Here is a 16,636-nt window from a genome sequence, read left to right on the forward strand (position 1 = left end):
GTCCGCTCGGCTGCGTAGCGGTCACATTCAGCGACTGCCACCGCGCGCAAATTTGCTCACGACAGAGGCAGGTAGATGAAGAGGGCGAGTATGTCCGCCTGGCGGTTCACACGGCGTCGATATGGATATCGGGATGGCTGCGCTTGGTGAACGTGCGGGCGATGAGCGCCGACCGTAGCTGCCACACGCCCGACGTGGTGGTGGGATCGAGTCCGGTGACTTGGCTGATGCGCCTGAGCCGATAGTCGACGGTGTTGGTGTGGATTTGCAACGAGCGTGCGGTGCGTTGGCGATTGAGATTATTGCTGATATAGCTCCGCAGGGTTTGGAACAGTTCGGGATGATCGTCGAGGGAGTCCAGCAGCGACCCGAGAGCTTCACGACCCGGACCCGGCCGGGTCAACTGATACTCCAGCGCCATATCGGCGAAACGGTACAGGCCGGGGGCACATCGCAGCCGCCGCACCATGTCGAGCAATTCGTGAGCGCGATCGGCCGCACCGGGCACTTCAGTGGCCGACGCCGTGACAACGACCGCTGTCACCGGTACGCGAGCGGCCGCCGACAACTGGGCGAGCAGTTCGTCGAGGCGCTCATCGCTCAGCGTCGCAGTCGGGATCAGGATCGTCCCACCGACCACACTGAGCAGCGCGAGTGCGTGCTCGCCGCAGCGAGTAGCGAGTTCGGCCTGCAGGCGGCGCAGTTTACGGCGGGCGACGACCTTGCCGTCGAGCATCGGATGCTGCTCGTCCGGGTGGTTCGCAACCTCTACTGCCAGAACCGAATACTCCTCGGCGATGGCTACTCCGTCTGCGCGGACCATTGCGGCGGTGGTGTATCCCCCCAGCAGCGCGGAGGTCAGCGTGTGAACGGCGGTGTGATGTTCACTGACCGCCGCCTTGGACTCACGGGCATAAGCGCGGGCGACAGTGGCGCTCATGATGTCGAGCATCTCCACAACCAGTTTCATGCCGTCCACCAGACTGGCGTAGTCCTTCACCGTCCCGTTCGAGAAGACGAGATCCATACCCAGCTTCAATCCTTCATGGATGGAATGCAGGATCGTGTCGATAGGCACGCCCTCCCGAGCCCACTCGGTTGCCGCATCGGCCAGCCGACCGGTCTTCGCCGGAATATCTTGCCTGTCCAGCATGCTGACCGACAGTTCGAGGCAGACCCGGGCGACATCGTCGTCGGGCAGCATGGCGGTCGACACGTTGTCGATGGAGTATCTGGCCAGCTGCCGAGACACCCCCTGCACGCCCCGTGGGGGTAATGGCATCGGTTCGCCCGAGACGGTCGGTCCATTCCGAAGTGCTCCGTTGGTTGTCATCGTCGACTCCCTTCCGCCCAGTTGCTGCGGCTCTACTGGCCGATGGTGCGCTCGGCCGCCGCGCACGACCGAACTCCCACGGCGAACGCATTCGACCTGCGCTCCAAGATCGGTTGGTCCAACGATAAGAGGCTCCCGAACTCACGTTCCACTCTTCTTTGCCCCACCTCTCGATGTCGGCGCATCACGGCGTCAACCTGCGGCGGAAGGCCATTCGTCACAGCGTTCGAATAAAATCTGGATGGTTGCGCGCCACGATTGCTCACTTTTTGCGGTAGCTTTCGAACATCGAGCACGCAGTGAACATCGGCTAGGCGTCGGGCGATGCCGCTGCCACTGGATCCAGCTCGTGGACGCCCACTCGCCACAGTCCGATCAGGGCGGAATGCCCGATTCGGCACCGACCACAGATCGTTTATCGGATCGCAGAAGATCGAGCGGTTGAGAATGAACGCCGTTGGAGGGATTTGTCGCCATGCCACGAGCCTCGGACATAGCGCTCGAAGAGCGCGGTGAACTGGTGCGCACACCAACCTGCGAGTGCGGCCGGACCCGGCCACCTTCAATTCCCGGCTGTTCGACACGCACTCCCGGGGCTACTCGCAGGACGCGCTGACACAGTCCTGGCCGCAGGGCTCAGGGTAGCGACCTCAGTCGAGCTGACCGAACTTCAGTTTCGAGCCATGCGCCGATCATCTGAGCGGTCATCGCGATGGCCTCGCGGCGTTTGTGGTCGTCGACCTCCAGGGCCGTTGTGCGCAGCACCGCCGCGAAGCCGATATTGATCAGCACGTATGCCATCACGTCATGCTTGTGATCGTCTCCTGGACCGAGGAGCTGGATCAACAGCACTTTGACCAGCGGGCGCAGACGCAGTTCGAACTCGGGAATGCGGCTGCCATGGGATTGCGTTTCGCCGCCCAGCGCGCGCACCAGATGCGCGTTGGCGACCAACTCTTCGGCTAACAGATCCAGCATCTCAGTGGATATCCTCGGAAACGAGGGGTGCAGCTGGGTAATCGGGCGCTGCGACAAGTCGGACACCCAGTGTGTGAAGCGCCGCTCCGCGATTTCGAGAAGGCGCTCGAGCAGCTCATCGACGATCGCGGTCCGATCGGGGAAGTACCGGTAGACCGTGCCGATACTCAAGCCGGCCTCCGCCGCGATCCGGTTCGTCGAGGTTTCAGCGATTCCACACTCACCGAACAACCGCGCCGCGGTGTCGAGTATCCGCTCCCTCGTTTCCTTCGCACGCCGCTGGGTGGGACGAGGGCGCTGTCGGGCGGCCTTGTGCGGCATGACACTTCCCTGTCGTCGGACTGAAAAAGAGCTTTGCTCACTTCACCTTCAGCTGTCGATTATCACTGCCGCGTGTTGTAAGTTGTTAGACCGTTGAATCGACGGCCCACGTTGCGGGAACGGCCGGCTCCAGCGGTACGCGATACAGGTCATGGGTCGGCCCACGGAGGTGCTGATGGCGGGCGGTCAGCTGCCCAGAGGTCGACTGGTGCGGGGCACTCGGCTGGGCCGACTCGTCGCCGGGCAAGCTGCGCGTGGAGTAGGGACCCGGTTGTCTATGATCGGCCGGCCGGACCAAGCCCGGCAGATACTCGCCGAGAGGTCCGCTCTGCAAGCCGCGCAGCAAATGGTCACAGTGCTCGGCGGCATGAAGGGCGCGGCGATGAAGCTGGGCCAGATGCTGTCGGTTCTCGATGTCGACCTCGTTCCCGAGTCCCACCGTGAACTGTTTCGGGTGAGGCTGGCCGAACTTCGAGATCGCGCACCGGAGGTTCCGTTCAGTGCGATGCGGAAGGTCATCGAGGCTGATCTGGGACCGGTGTCGCGAGTATTCGCCGATTTCGAGGAGACACCGGTGGCCGCAGCCTCGATCGGCCAGGTGTATCGGGCGAGATTGCGTGACGGGCGCATGGTCGCGGTGAAGGTGAAATACCCCGGTGTGGACGAGGCTGTCCAGGCCGACATGCGTAACTTGCAGTTGTTCGCCAAGCTGTGGAGATCCGTGCTGCCGAGCGCGGCCGACGCCGCCGTGCTGGACGAGATCGCACGCAACGTCGGCGGTGAACTCGACTACCTGCGCGAAGCGCGGACTCAGCACGAAGTCGCCTCGCGCTTCCACGAACATCCTTTCATCACCGTGCCCGACAGCGTCGAAGAACACTGCACGCACCACGTTCTTGTGACAGAGTTCGTCGAAGGAAGTTCCTTCCAAGAGATTCAGGCTCTGCCTGAGGCCGACCGAGCCCGGATCGGTGAGCTGATCTACCGCTTCTACATCGGTTCGCTGTTCTCCGACTACGAGTTCTGCGGTGACCCGCATCCCGGCAACATCCTTCTGGACGGGGGCGGTCGCCTCGCCTTCGTGGATTTCGGGCTCTATTACCGGATGAACCCCGCGGACGCCGAGTTCGAGCGTGCATCCCTGCTCGCCGCCGGGGAACACCGGGCCGAGGATCTGTACCAGGCGTGGGTCGGCCGCGGCATCATCGACCCGGACGCGGGCGTCACACCGCAGGAATGCCTGGAGTACGTCTGGGCAGCTTCGGGTTGGCAGTTGCTCGACGAGGAGATCACGATCACCCCCGAACTCGCCACCGCGGCAGTGGTACTCGCCGTCGATCCGAGGGCGGACGAATTCCGCGGTATGCGGCATCAACTGCTTCCAGCTGAGCACGTGTTCTCCAAGCGTGCGGAGTTGTTCACCTTCGCCGCACTCGGCCAGCTCGAGACGACCAACAATTGGCATCGACTGGCCCGTGAATGGCTCTACGGCGAGCCCCCGACAACCGAGATCGGGCGGGCAACAGCACGGTGGCGAGCCGGGCGACTGTCGCGACCTCCTACCCACCGCTGACCAGGCCATCACCGAACTGCGGAGACATTGATCCGCTTCTCGACCCACCTTCACCGATGTTCCCGGCCGACAGACGACGGCGGGCGGTGCCACGCACTCGCGGTGTGGCACAACGGCGGGGGCAGTGGGGAGATAGTCACGCATAGGAGTCCAGCCCGGACTCCGAAGGGCACCGCCAGGAAACCGCGAAAGCGATGCGATCACCGAAGCAGATCCGACGAGGCGCGTCGGCCGGAGCACCGCCGTAGCGGTTGGATTCACTCTTTGCAGCGGCGTACACCGCAATTCGGCGGTCGACGTGTGGTCGGGATGGTGTTGCCATCACCATGGGGCACGAGTTCATCGGACGGACCGGCGAACTCGCCCCCGACCGGTCACCATGACCGGTTCGGTGACCCGGTCAGTGAATTCGTTGACGCCGTCGGTGGTGATCTCGAGCATGCAGGCGGTGGAGATGTCGAAGAACAGGCCCGATACCGTCAGGCCGCGGGCAGCCGCGGCCTGACGGATCACCGGGTGGCGTTGCAGAATCTCGAGCTGAACGGCGACGTTGACCATGCTCAGCTGGGCGGTTTCGTCATAACCCGCGGCCGCCGCGGACGCCCGCACCGGGTGCCCGGCACGGTAGGCATCCAGGCTCGGGCGGGCATGGGCGAGCCAGTTGTCCAGTCCCGGTCCGGTGGAGGTGCCGGTTAGCAAGGCCTGCATGGCGCCGCAGGAGGAATGGCCGCACACCACCACGTCGCGCACCTTCAGGTGGTCCACCGCGAAGGACAGGGCCGCCTCGATCGAGGCGTCCGATCCGTCGGCGGGGTGCAGGTTGCCGACGTTGCGGACGGTGAAGAGGTCACCAGGACCGCTATTGGTGATCACATTGGGCACGATGCGCGAGTCGGCACAGGTGAGAAACAGCGAGTGCGGATCTTGCCGGTCACGCAGCTGATCCAGGTGCGGCCGGATCACGTGGGCGTGGCTGCGATGGTAGGCGACCACTCCCGCTGCGACCGCGTCGCCGCTGCGCTCGCGCCACGGGCCGAGTACCTCGTCGAGCATGCCGCGTGCCCGGCCGCGCCGAGGTGGTCCGGTCATGGCGTGTTCCATGCGCGCGGTACCGATCTCGACGAATTCCACAGCGCCACCCGTACTTTCGTGCTGGCGAGTCCAGTCGTGGATGGCCTCGTAGCCGGCGTGGTCGAGGAAGTCGACGGTCAGCTCGACAAGTACGTCGGTGCCGGTCGGCACCATGGCCAGCTTCTTGGTCAGCTTCGGCAATGCCAGGAACGTGCACGTGCCCTCGACCCGGACGATCCAGCGGTCGGTGCCTGGCATCGGTGCGACCTGCATCGATACCTTCACCACTCGCCACAGCAGCATCGCGAACGCCATAGCCAAGCCGATCAGCACGCCCTCGAGCAGGTTCAGGAACACCACGCTGACCATGGTCACCGCGTATACCGCCAGGTCGCCGGTGCGATGGGCGAGCTGGATGTGGGCCAGCTTCACCAGCTGGACGCCCACCACGATGAGCAACCCGGCCAGTGCGGACTTCGGGACCTGCTGCACGACGCCGACGAGCGCGAGGGAGAACACCAAAATCCATACGCCGTGCAGAATCGCCGAGGACTGGGTGCGCGCACCGGCGGCCACGTTGGTGGAGCTGCGCACGATCACGCCCGTGACCGGAAGTCCACCGAGCATGCCGGAGGCCATGTTGGCCGTGCCCTGAGCCATCAGCTCGCGGTCGAAGTCGGTGCGCTTGCCGGTGTGCAGCTTGTCCACGGCCACCGCCGACAGCAGACTCTCCACACTGGCGATCAAGGCGATCGTAAGCACCGCCAGCGCTACTCCGCCCCAGTTGCCGCTGGGCAGGGCGGGCAGGCCGATGGCGTCGAACAGCGAGCTGTCGATCTTGATACGGTCCGGATCACCAGGCAGCGCCAGCGACAGCACCGTACCCACCAGCACCGCGACCAACGGGCCCGGGATCAGGCGCACCTTCTCGGGCACCCGGCGCCAGGCGACGATGATGCCGATGACGATCGCGCCGATGACGAAGTCGTCACCGTGCGCGTTCAGCAGCTGGCCGGGGAGTTCGGTGATGTTCTCGGAGGCCGAGCTGCGCGACGACCCGCCCAGCAACACATGCACCTGCTGCAGCGCGATGGTGACACCGATACCGGCGAGCATGGCATGCACGACGACCGGCGCTATCGCCAGCGCGGCGCGCGCGATCCGGCTCAATCCGAACACGATCTGCAACAGGCCGGCCGCTGCGGTGATGAAACAGGTGGTCTTCCAGCCGAACTCGTGGATGGTCTCGGCGACCACCACGGTGAGGCCGGCCGCAGGCCCGCTGACCTGTAGCGGGCTCCCACCGAGGAACCCGACCACGATGCCGCCCACAGCGGCCGCGATCAGGCCGGCGGCAATCGGAGCGTCCGAGGCGATGGCGATGCCCAGCGACAGCGGCAGGGCGACAAGGAACACCACGATCGAGGCGGGCAGATCATGGCGGGAGATCGACGAAAGCCGATCGGACCAAAGGCTCCCCGGTGGAGCGGCCGATACACGGGTCGCATCGGTGTCGGTGGACATATTTCTCCTTCACCAGGCCTACAGGCCGGTCCGGTCGGTCGAACATTTCTCCAGGCATCGAAAGCAGCCGCGGAACGACGACGGTTCCGAGATATCAGTGTCCGGCAGCCTCTCCAGCATGGGGAGTTTCGGATCTCAACGTACTGGCAATAGCGAAGCGAAAAACGGGACGAACGAATGTTTGTGACCGGCACTATTTCGAGGGGCAGCGTCTTCCTCGGCTTCACAGCGTCCACCGGGAAAATTTGCTTCAGAAATGAGTTTCCTGCGACGGCGGGCACGCCGCTGTACATGGGTTTCCGACAGCGCGGGGAACGGGTGTAGCACGACAGGCACTCATGGTCGACGTCGGCGTATCCGATGCCGGGCGACGAACTGCCACAAGCAATGAGCAGCGCTATCGTGTGCATTCGGGTCACAGTTAGTGTTGATGCCACTGGTTACTGTGATGATCTACGACGACTCCGGAAAGAGTTGATCTAGAAATCCAAATTCTGGAAAACGACATGCAAGGACCCTCGAGTTCGTGATCTGATCGTTCCGTCCCGAACCCGGGAAATTCCCCATGAACACGACTGAGGATGACTGTATGAACTCGAGAATTATCCGCCCGCTCGCCGTCGTCGCATTCGCGCTGTCCGCCACCGCCCTCGGTGTCGGCACAGCCTCAGCGGATGCGCCCGCGGCCACCCCCGTTACGGGCTCGGTGGAATTGTGTATTCCCATCCCCCTTGGCTCGGCCGAGAACACCTTCTGCCTGCCTATCGGCTAGTCCGGGCGCACTCGGCGGTGGCGACACCCTTCATGGTGCGCACGACTCCGCGCTTCCAGTTCGGAGTCGTCACCGCCCGCACCCTGCGCGCCAAGGTCGGCCTGGAGTTTGTTGAGCGGGCACCGGAGGGGTTGCATGCTGCGGCACCATCCCGCCAGGGCGGGTGCCGCAGAGCCGGGCCAGCGCCGGGATCAGGCGAACAGCCCGGACGTCGGGCCGTGTTCATGCACGGCGACCCCTCCGGTGCCCTCGACGCCTGCGCAATCGCCGAGCGCGGATCAGGGGCTTGCCGGCCTGTGGCGGATCGAAATAAGAACCATGCCAATATCGCCATTAGTGACGCAAAAGTTCAGGCAGGCTGATGGGCTTTGCACGGCCATCGTCGCCTATGGATCGCTACCGATCAGTAAGTTAGGAGTTGTACGTGAGCGTTGATACCGCAGACGCCACAGCACTGTCCACCACGGCGGCGCGCCTGCGCACTGCGCTGACCGTGATTTTGCGCCGCGCCCGGAGAGATCCCCATGAGCGTCAATTGTCCCCGACGCAATGGGCAGTGCTGGGACGCCTGCATCGATGCGGAGCCATGGCCGCCGTCGATCTGGCTCGCCTGGAGATGTTGCGCCCGCAGACGATGCGCAACGTCGTCGACGGGTTACGAGATCAGGGGCTGATTGTCGGCTTGCGCGACCCGATCGACGGACGCCGCGTGAACCTGATGCTCACCGATGAAGGTCGGGCCTGGGTTGGCGGGCAGCGGGCACCACTGAACAATGCTCTCGCGCAAATCATGTCGGAAAGCCTGCCATCCGGCGAACTTCATAAGGTGGTCGAAGCGCTGGATTTGTTGGAGAGAATTGCCTACGGGTGATCCCATGGCGAAGGTGTGCGTTTGACGGGCGACAGCATGGGATCGGTTGCTCGATTGAACGGCTGAATCGGGGTGGGGTGGCCACGGAAGTGCAGGTGGCCGAGCAGCTCGGCCGCGGCGTCGGCGTCGGTCGGCCAGAGTCAGTTATCCGGCGGCAGCGCCGGGAGGAATCGAGATGCGCTGGGGCATGGTGTAGATGTTCATGGTGTCGCCGCGCAGGAATCCGACGAGGGGTGAGCCGGGCCTCGGCGGCGAGGTCCACCGCCAGCGAGCTGGGGGCAGAGACCGCGCCCAGGATCGGGATTCCGGCCATGACGGCCTTTGCACCAGTTCGAAGGATGCGCGGCTGCTTACAATGAGCATGAGATCAGCTGAGGGAATGCGTTTTTCGCGCACCGCCTAGCCGATCACCTGGTCCACGGCGTTGTGCCGTCCGAGGTCCTCGCGGACCACCAACGCGGTGCCGTCCGCCGTGAACAGACCGGCGGCGTGTAGTCCGCCCGTGGCGGCGAAAACGAGCTGCTGTGAGCGCAATTCACTGGGCAGACCGGCCAGCACACCGGAGTCGATGCCGAAATAGGTATGTTCGCGCCGGAATCGGGTGCGGGTCCGGATGCTCGATAGCGGTCTTGCCGCAGAGGCCGCAGGCGCTGTTGGTGATGGATCGCCGCTTCGGTAAGCGTTTCGGAGCGCGCAGTTGGACGTCGAGGATGTTGTAGGTGTTGCGGCCGTCGGCGTTGGTTCCCGCGCAGTATCGGGCGGAGACCAAGTCGTCGACGGATTCGACGATGTTCTCGCCGAACAGGAATCCGTACGCGAGATCGATGTCGTTACCGGGCGCGCATCGTGACTCTCTCGAAGCAGTAATGGGTGGCACGACTGTGGGTAGCGATGGAGAGCGCAGCCGGTGACCAAGTCGCAAATTACTCAAGCCAGTGTCGGTCACCGAGCAGCGGCGAGTGCGCCATGATCCAGGGTAGAGCAAGCGCGAACTACCTTCTCGAGCCATCGACAGCTCACGCGAACGCTAGACGCTGCTCACCGCTGTAGGAGCTTCATCGTCTTCCCTCAGGAATCCGGCCGGTGTGACACCGGAATGAAGCGCCGTGTTGATGTCGCAGCACACCGCTGATGATTAGCCGCCGCATGTGCTGCCCGTTGGTGGTGCATCTGCACTCGCACCCGAGCGTCTTGGGGCATGGAAGCTGCCGGGCGAAGCATCTCGGCATCCACGCAGGGATACGCTTCGTCAATCTGGTCGATGAAAGAGACGAATTATGCGAAAGTCTGGGACGGTCGGCAAGCTGCGGTCGAAACCGTCAGCGCCTAGAGCGGCGACAGCTTTGTCAGCGTCACCGTCGAACAACTCCGGCCGAACAGGGTTACCGGTGACCGCGGACTTCGCGCGGCGCGGTGGGGCAGCAACGCCAGACTGGACGCCGACGACAGGGCCACGCGAGCCGCAAGACGGGCCAGCACCCGATTGGCTAGGCCCAAACGGACAGTCTGCTCGTGCACCACCAGCGGCCGACGCCGCAGCCACGCCGCCAACCCGACCGGCACGGTGACGTACCCACCGGTCGCGAGCACCACATCTGGTTGGAACCGGCCCACCGTCCGCCACGCCTCGGCGATACCGCGCGGAACACGCAGCATGTCCGCAACGTTGGCGCGAGTCACCATCTTCAACGGATTAGCCGCGCGACGGATCTTGCCCGTCGCCACCGCAGCGAACCGGATACCCTCGCCGGCCGCGATCCTCGATTCCAACCCGCCGGCCTGCCCGATCCACAACACCTCGAGCCGACGCCCGCTGCTGGCCAGTTCCTCACGCAGCGCGCGCACTGTGGTGACCGCGGGATAGATATGCCCGCCAGTGCCACCGGCCGCCACGATCAGCCGAACCTCCGAATGCGGCGAAACTGCCGAGTTCCCGTCGATGGCTGCACTCCCAGTAATAGCGCCGAGGTCCATTCCCCTGGAGTGCACGAGATAATCAGTCCGACCGAACCATCCCCATGCAAGCGGCGCGATCCCGCCTCGCGCGGACACCGGCTAAGAGTCGTCAGCGACCGCTTTCCCGGCAGGCAGGACAAGGTCGTGGGCACACACAGAGTACGGGCGTCCAGTGCCGCCTTTTCAGAGGGTCCAGTTGGCTCGCCTTGGCACGGCGGCAAGGAGTTCTGGGAGCTTGCAGTGCGGATGCCGGTGCGGGGTTTGGAAGGCAGAGGCCAGGTTCGGCCGCATCTGAGCGAGTCCGCTGGCTCGAGTGGTTGCGGTCGTCGCATACCGCCGAGTGATCAGTGTGGTCGGTGGAAACCTGGCGATGCAACAGACAGACGCAACGTGTCGTCACGGTGGGTCAGGGTCAGTTCGTACCAGTCGGAGGTGCGGGCGTGGGTGACGATGCCGTCAGGGTCGGTGGACAGCGTCACAGTCCAGCCCTGCTGCTCCCAGATCCGGACGATCACTGGCGGGTAGATGTCGGCGCGGTCGAGGGCGGGTGGGTCGAGGAAGTAGCGGGCCTCGAGTCGGTCGACCTGGTAGATGTTGCCCGCGTCGTCATCGAACGGCAGTATCGTCTCGCCGTCGAGGCCTTCCTGCGGGCGGATGCGCATCTGCCTGCCCAGCGCGTCGAGCAGCTCGGCGACGAGATCGCGGATACGGTCGCGCGCGGCGTCCTCGGTGAGTTCGCGGTTCCACACGACCGCCCGCGCCGCCCTGGGCAGGGACATGATCGCCTGCCGCAATTCTTCAGGTGTCGGCGGTGTCTCGGGCGCGGTGGTCTCGGGTGGGCGATCGCGCTCGAGCTGGAAGCCGTAGCTCATCAGTTCGTCAAAGGTTCCAGCGAAGTCCAGTGGCCGCTCCATGTGGCCGTCGGCCTCCCAGCCGATGGCGCCTCGGGGCAGGTCGGGCGAGACGAAGTAGCGGGTATCGCCCAATCCTTTGGCGATGAGCATCGCCCGGTCACCCGGAATGTCCTCGTTCGTTTCCCAATTACGCACGGCCTCAGGCAAGTTCAGCACGGAATAGGTCTGCATGCCCCGGGGGCGGGTGGGACCATAGGAAACCCCATCGAGATCGGTGAAACCCGCGTGCACCGTGGTGAGGAACACCCGTAGCGCACCCGGCAGCGCGTCCCAATACGGCGGCCGGTCGGTGCCAAACGTTTCCGGATCCCATCCGATACGGAACTCGTGCGGCTGAAACGGCTTGCGCAGCGCATACAGCAGCACCCAGTCACCACGCAGCAGGCAGACCCGCACATCGTCGAGGCATTCCTCCAACACAACCCCGAACCGCGGCAGCACCTCGACGAACAAGTCGAGATTCCACAGAGCCACCGCGGCCGCGCGCCGGGCGTGCGAATCCCCACCCGCTGCGATCCCGGCCCACCGCGCCGGCACATGGGCCGCGGCCGAGGACCCCGGCTCGACCAGCAGCGCGGAGCCGGGACCGAATTCCGCTACGACCCGCGCGAAGTCGACACTGTCCACGACACCTATCGAACAGCATCCCCACCGCTGACACCACGACGGTCACCCACACGACGCGGGAGGCAGATGTCCGCCTCGAACCCCGAATAGGTCACTGAACACCAACGGCGCAAGGATGCCGCACCACAACCTCGTCCCCACTGGCTGCTAGAGCTCGCCGAGACGACCGATCAGATCGAACGAACTGAAGCGACCTGAAGATCGCCGCCCATCATGTGCGCCGACCGCTCTGCGCACAGCCACACCGGCGACCACAGCGCGACGCGCTGACCATTTGACCGCGCACAGCGGCTTCCTCACACCGAGTCCGCTGGGACAGGAAGATCATCCATTAACTGTCCTGGCGTCGTCTGCAGACCAGCAGCAAACTTCATGATGTTCTCCACCCGCGGACTGCGCTGCCCGCGTTCGACTTGCCCGAGGTAGGTCCAGTGGACTCCGCAAGCATGCGCGGCGGCTTCTTGGCTCCAGCCGAGTTCGGTCCGACGGGCACGCACGCGTGCTCCGAACGCCGCAGCAGTCGGATTGAGCGCGGGCTTTCCTGGACTGGACATGTCGGCCCAAGCACATACGTCGCACGCGCATTGATCCAGAGCGTAATCGTCCTATGCACTACCATCCCATGCATAAACGTCCTATAATCCTGGTCCGCGGCGATGCGATCCCTCACGCGAAGCGCGTCAGCTCGCCGCTTCCTCAGCACGACACCGTGTGATGACCACTTCTCGGCAACCTTGCAGTGAATGCACGTCCGTTTTCAGCGAAGAGATCGGAGCTCGAGATGCAGTTCATTGGCGCCGGCCCGGTGGGGGTCGTATGACACCGATTACCCGGCCCGCGGGCACCACCACCGCTGCGGCGGTTCCCGCGAGGATCCCAGCGGCTCCCCATGCCGGATCTTGCTGCGCTGGCACCCATCCGCGGCGAGCGCGAACACTACGCGGTATCGGCCATGACCCACCACGGCCGCTTGTGCTTGAAAAGAATCACCGACGAGCTGGGCTGGTCGGATCTACGAACTCTCGCGGTGGGCATCGGCGCCGGAGCAATCGTCCTCACACCAGGATCGACGCCTCGATCGGCGGCCCTGCGCGAGGGCTGGGTCTTCCTCTCAGCCGACACACGCCGCGGATGTCGGCTGCACCCCGGTGATCAAGTCCTGATGGTCGGGTCCGTGAGCAGGTCATCGGTGAGGCTTTACCCCCCCGCACGTGCTCACCGCCATCCTCTCCACCCACCACCAACACACCGCAGAGGAGTCACGGTGAAAAGACAAGTCTGCGATCGCCGCCGCCCGCGTGCTGCTCGACCAACTCGGCATCCAACCCGAACAACTGCTCGACATCACAGACGCAACCGGATCGGCACCTGCCGAGAAACCGTCCCCGACTCGAGCGAGGCTCGCCGATGCACCAGGGTCGACGACGATTCCGACATTCGCTGCCTACGTCGCGTTGGTTGAGGCGGCGGCTTCCCCGGGCTCACTACGCAACTACGGTCCATATTGGAAGCGGCTCGTCGAGGTATGGGGCAGCCGGTTGATCACCGAGCCCAGCGCCCTCGAGATTCGGGCCTTGGCCGAACACGCGAAGAAACATGCTGTGGTGCGGCGCAACTCTCGCGGCGGACACAGTGCCTACGAGCACATGCTCGCAGCGATCCGGCGGGTATACCGGCACGCCAATGACGACGGCTACCTCACCGACAACCCGGCCCTGCGAGTACCCAAGAACCGACGGCCGCCCAGCAGCCGCCACGCCCTCAACGACCAGCAGCTGTCGGAAATCTTCCATGCCGCGGCCACCACAGGCAACGACCGCGAACTCGACGCGCTCATCCTGCGCCTGCACGTCGAAACCGCTTGCCGGCGAGGCGGAGTACTAAATCTTCGAATCCGAGACCTCGACCCCCGCTACAGCCAGGTCTACCTCCGCGAAAAGAACGATACGACACGGTGGCAACCGATCTCCCCCACCCTCATGCACCACCTGCAGGACCACATCCGCCAACGTCCCTCCTCCCGCGCCTCTCGCCAGGACCGATCCGACAACGCTTCTGTCCTGCGTTACAGCAACGGCCGACACCTCACTTCCCGCCGCTACGACCACCTCTGGAACCGGCTGCGCGAACAGCTGCCCTGGGTCGCCGCCTACAACGTCAGCGCCCACTGGCTGCGCCACACCACCCTCACCTGGGTTGAACGCAACTTCGGCTACGCCGTCGCCCACGCCGGCCACACCGACAGCACCGCATCCACCACTACCTACATCCGCGCCACCCACGAAGAAATCGCCCACGCACTCGCAACACTCACCAACGAACCCCACCCGCTTGATCGCGCAACCACACTAACGCCGACACGACCGGTAACCAACACTCGTCACCCGTGGGCCAACCACTAGCCTCCGCGGTGAAGTCGGGACTGTAAAGACAACGGCTCTGTCCCACTTTCGGTGGTAGCCCTGGCTATCCGAGCAGGATGCGATGTCGGAGCAGGGGGAAGCCTGCGCGGCCGTACATTTGGCGTTTGATCAGCTTCGTCTTCGTGTTCACGCCCTCGGTAGGTCCGCTGCTGTAGGGCAGGGTCAGCCCGGCGACGACGGCGTCGTGGTCCTGGTCGAGGCCGGTGAGGAACGGTTCGAGCTCGATGAGACCAGCCTCTCGAACCTGCTTGATCCAGGCGTCGATCTCGGCGCCGCGACGTTCGGTCATCAGCTGCGCGAACTCGCGAACCAAATCGGCCAAGGCGGTCATCTCGGGGCAGGCGGCCAGCAGATCATCCAGGTGAGAGCGTCGTCCGTCGGGCAGGTTGTCCGGGCGGGTCAGAATCCAGCGGGTCACCTGTTGTGGCGACGGTGTGATCCGGTCGCCCTCGAGGCGACCCTGGTTGATGTACCGGTAGAGCAGGTTCTGGCCACCGGTGTAGCCGAGTTCGGTGATCTCGGCGAGCAGCCGCAGCACCGGGACGCCCGGCTCGGCGGCGCGGCGAGCGCGCAGGTGGTCGCGGTAGGGGTCGACCAGGCAGGCCCGGTAGTGGGGTGGGCGGCGCAGCCGCTGCGGCTCGGGCACCCGGGAGTAGCGTTTGACCGTGTTCAGCGAAAGCCCCAGTCGCCGTGAGCAATCCAGCAACCCGACTCCCTGATCGAGAAGGTCGTGAATGGCATGCCAGCGTTCGATGGTGCTTTCCTCCCGGACCAGCGACTGCCGCTTCGGGCCCGCGGCGGCCCAGCAACTCGAGTGCGCGGCGACCACCTTTTCGGCCGCCTGCGCCAGCCCGTGCCACAAATGCCACCGGTCCGAAGTCTGGATCGCCGCGGGCACCGCCCGCCGCACGGCCTCGGCATAGGCGGTGGACCCGTCGCGGGCGACGACCTCGACGCCGGGATGCTCGCGCAGCCAGTCGGCGAGGGTGTCGGCCTTGCGGTCGGGCAGCACGTCGATGCGTTCGTGGGTGTCGGCGTCGATCACGATCGTCGAATACATGTGCCGACGCCGCAACGCGAAGTCGTCGACCCCGATCGCGGCCGGGACCGGCCGCGGCGGCAGCGGGATCCGCAGCAGCACCCGGATGGCGGTCTGCCTGGACAGACGCACCGACAGCGCCGGCAGCAGGCGGACACCGCCCCGCCCGACCAGCTCCCGCACCACCGACCGGACCTGCCCGGTCAACCGGGCGGTGCGCCGCTGATACCGCTCCAGCACACCGGGCACCTGTTCACGAAACGTGCTGCGACAGTCGATCGTTGGGCACACGAGCCGACGAACCCGCACCCGCACCACCACCGGGCGGCCATCCAGCGGCACGTCCGTCACCGTCCGCTGCTGATAGCCGTGAACCCGTGCGGATTCGGCCCCGCAACCCGGACATTCGGCTGGACCGCCGGCCGTTCTCGCCCGCACCGAGACCCGCATGCCCTCATCGACCACTTCCTCCACCACCAGCGGTGACAACGCCGAAAATACCACAGCAGCAGCCACATTCACCTCGCACACCACGACATCGTGCCGTCACGGCAGCGTCACCACCGAAAGTGGGACAGAGCCGAAAGTAGTGGGACAGAGCCGATGACTGGACAGACCCGGCAGTTGGAGGCGGCCTTCGCGAGAGAGTTCGGCGTCGTTCGCGAAACCCTCTACGAGTACTTGAGGACCGATGTCGGCACGGCCTTACCTGCTGTGGACCCGATTTGAGCAGGAAAATGAGAATGACGCTGACGCATGGCGCTGGTCGGCTTCGATCGGCGATCAGTCATCACTTCTGTCGGACCTCTGCGAATGGCGAGATCCGGTTGCCAGATTCGCTCCGAGATGGTGGTCTGGCTGGGTGACTGAGCCTCGAGACTTTGCGGGTCCTCGAATCCCTCCGACAGCTCGCCAGTGGCAGCGTGTTCATGGGCAGACTGCGGTCGGGTGGATGCGTTCGTCGGGAGTCGCTCAGCGAATGCTGGACGATGTATGTGTCGCCGTGCAGACAACGGTCGACTGGGTGGTTGGTGATGACCCCGAACGAGCTCGTCAGGTTATCAATCAGTACCCATCGGTTTTGAGTCGCTGCGATGACCTATCGTTCGAGGACATCTTCCAGGCCCTCGCCTACCTGATTCTTCACCTGCCTGACCGCTACTGCCGGATGTTCCAGGTACTCGAACGTCTGTTGGTTGACGGAAGGCTTCCGGTCGGCAGAGGCGACCACTTT

At 64.7% G+C, this 16,636-nt stretch carries 11 protein-coding genes and 1 pseudogene; 4 read left to right on the forward strand and 8 right to left on the reverse strand.

Annotated elements, in window-relative coordinates:
- Window positions 1–106: 106 nt before the first annotated feature.
- Both ON34_RS31680 and ON34_RS31685 read right to left on the reverse strand, forming a co-directional pair.
- Window positions 107–1,333: a PucR family transcriptional regulator gene (locus ON34_RS31680; protein WP_051023416.1), complete on the reverse strand. Its 1,227-nt coding sequence runs from the start codon at window positions 1,331–1,333 to the stop codon at window positions 107–109.
- A 636-nt stretch (window positions 1,334–1,969) separates the two neighbouring features.
- Complete coding sequence (locus tag ON34_RS31685) at window positions 1,970–2,632, reverse strand: TetR/AcrR family transcriptional regulator (protein WP_040786757.1); 663 nt, start codon at window positions 2,630–2,632, stop codon at window positions 1,970–1,972.
- 175 nt (window positions 2,633–2,807) lie between these two features.
- On the opposite strand from ON34_RS31685, the gene ON34_RS31690 reads away from it, so the two are divergent.
- Window positions 2,808–4,205, forward strand: a complete 1,398-nt coding sequence (locus tag ON34_RS31690) for an ABC1 kinase family protein (protein ID WP_040786857.1) — start codon at window positions 2,808–2,810, stop codon at window positions 4,203–4,205.
- A gap of 339 nt (window positions 4,206–4,544) precedes the next feature.
- On the opposite strand, the gene ON34_RS31695 is transcribed toward ON34_RS31690, so the two are convergent.
- The gene (locus ON34_RS31695) at window positions 4,545–6,800 is read right to left on the reverse strand and encodes a SulP family inorganic anion transporter (protein ID WP_051023417.1); all 2,256 of its coding nucleotides are present in this window, start codon (window positions 6,798–6,800) and stop codon (window positions 4,545–4,547) included.
- A 589-nt stretch (window positions 6,801–7,389) separates the two neighbouring features.
- Between ON34_RS31695 and ON34_RS31700 the strand changes: the two genes are divergently transcribed.
- Window positions 7,390–7,572 carry a hypothetical protein gene (locus ON34_RS31700; protein WP_040786861.1) on the forward strand — a complete coding sequence of 61 codons (183 nt, stop codon included), beginning with the start codon at window positions 7,390–7,392 and terminating at the stop codon, window positions 7,570–7,572.
- 424 nt (window positions 7,573–7,996) lie between these two features.
- Entirely contained in the window at window positions 7,997–8,443 is a 447-nt protein-coding gene (locus ON34_RS34275) for a MarR family winged helix-turn-helix transcriptional regulator (RefSeq protein ID WP_157172551.1), read from the forward strand.
- A 144-nt stretch (window positions 8,444–8,587) separates the two neighbouring features.
- Here ON34_RS34275 and fdhD read toward each other — a convergent pair.
- The 4 genes and pseudogenes from fdhD to ON34_RS35365 form a co-directional block, all read right to left on the reverse strand.
- Window positions 8,588–9,389 (reverse strand): annotated as a pseudogene (gene fdhD / locus ON34_RS38705) (formate dehydrogenase accessory sulfurtransferase FdhD).
- 380 nt (window positions 9,390–9,769) lie between these two features.
- Complete coding sequence (locus tag ON34_RS31720; RefSeq protein ID WP_051023420.1) at window positions 9,770–10,336, reverse strand: UDP-N-acetylglucosamine--N-acetylmuramyl-(pentapeptide) pyrophosphoryl-undecaprenol N-acetylglucosamine transferase; 567 nt, start codon at window positions 10,334–10,336, stop codon at window positions 9,770–9,772.
- A gap of 407 nt (window positions 10,337–10,743) precedes the next feature.
- A complete protein-coding gene (locus tag ON34_RS31725; protein WP_040786762.1) occupies window positions 10,744–11,940 on the reverse strand; it encodes a hypothetical protein in 1,197 nt (398 codons plus the stop codon).
- Window positions 11,941–12,236: 296 nt separating this feature from the next.
- Window positions 12,237–12,494 (reverse strand): helix-turn-helix domain-containing protein, encoded by a 258-nt coding sequence (locus ON34_RS35365; RefSeq protein WP_083889941.1) that lies wholly within the window; start codon window positions 12,492–12,494, stop codon window positions 12,237–12,239.
- Window positions 12,495–13,238: 744 nt separating this feature from the next.
- Here ON34_RS35365 and ON34_RS31730 point away from each other — a divergent pair.
- Window positions 13,239–14,342 (forward strand): tyrosine-type recombinase/integrase, encoded by a 1,104-nt coding sequence (locus tag ON34_RS31730; RefSeq protein ID WP_063821785.1) that lies wholly within the window; start codon window positions 13,239–13,241, stop codon window positions 14,340–14,342.
- A gap of 64 nt (window positions 14,343–14,406) precedes the next feature.
- Here the strand turns inward: ON34_RS31730 and ON34_RS31735 are convergent, their stop codons facing one another.
- Entirely contained in the window at window positions 14,407–15,933 is a 1,527-nt protein-coding gene (locus ON34_RS31735; RefSeq protein ID WP_040786871.1) for an ISL3 family transposase, read from the reverse strand.
- Window positions 15,934–16,636: the final 703 nt, after the last annotated feature.

The sequence above is a fragment of the Nocardia pneumoniae NBRC 100136 genome, from assembly GCF_000308755.1.
Classification (GTDB): Bacteria; Actinomycetota; Actinomycetes; order Mycobacteriales; family Mycobacteriaceae; genus Nocardia; species Nocardia pneumoniae.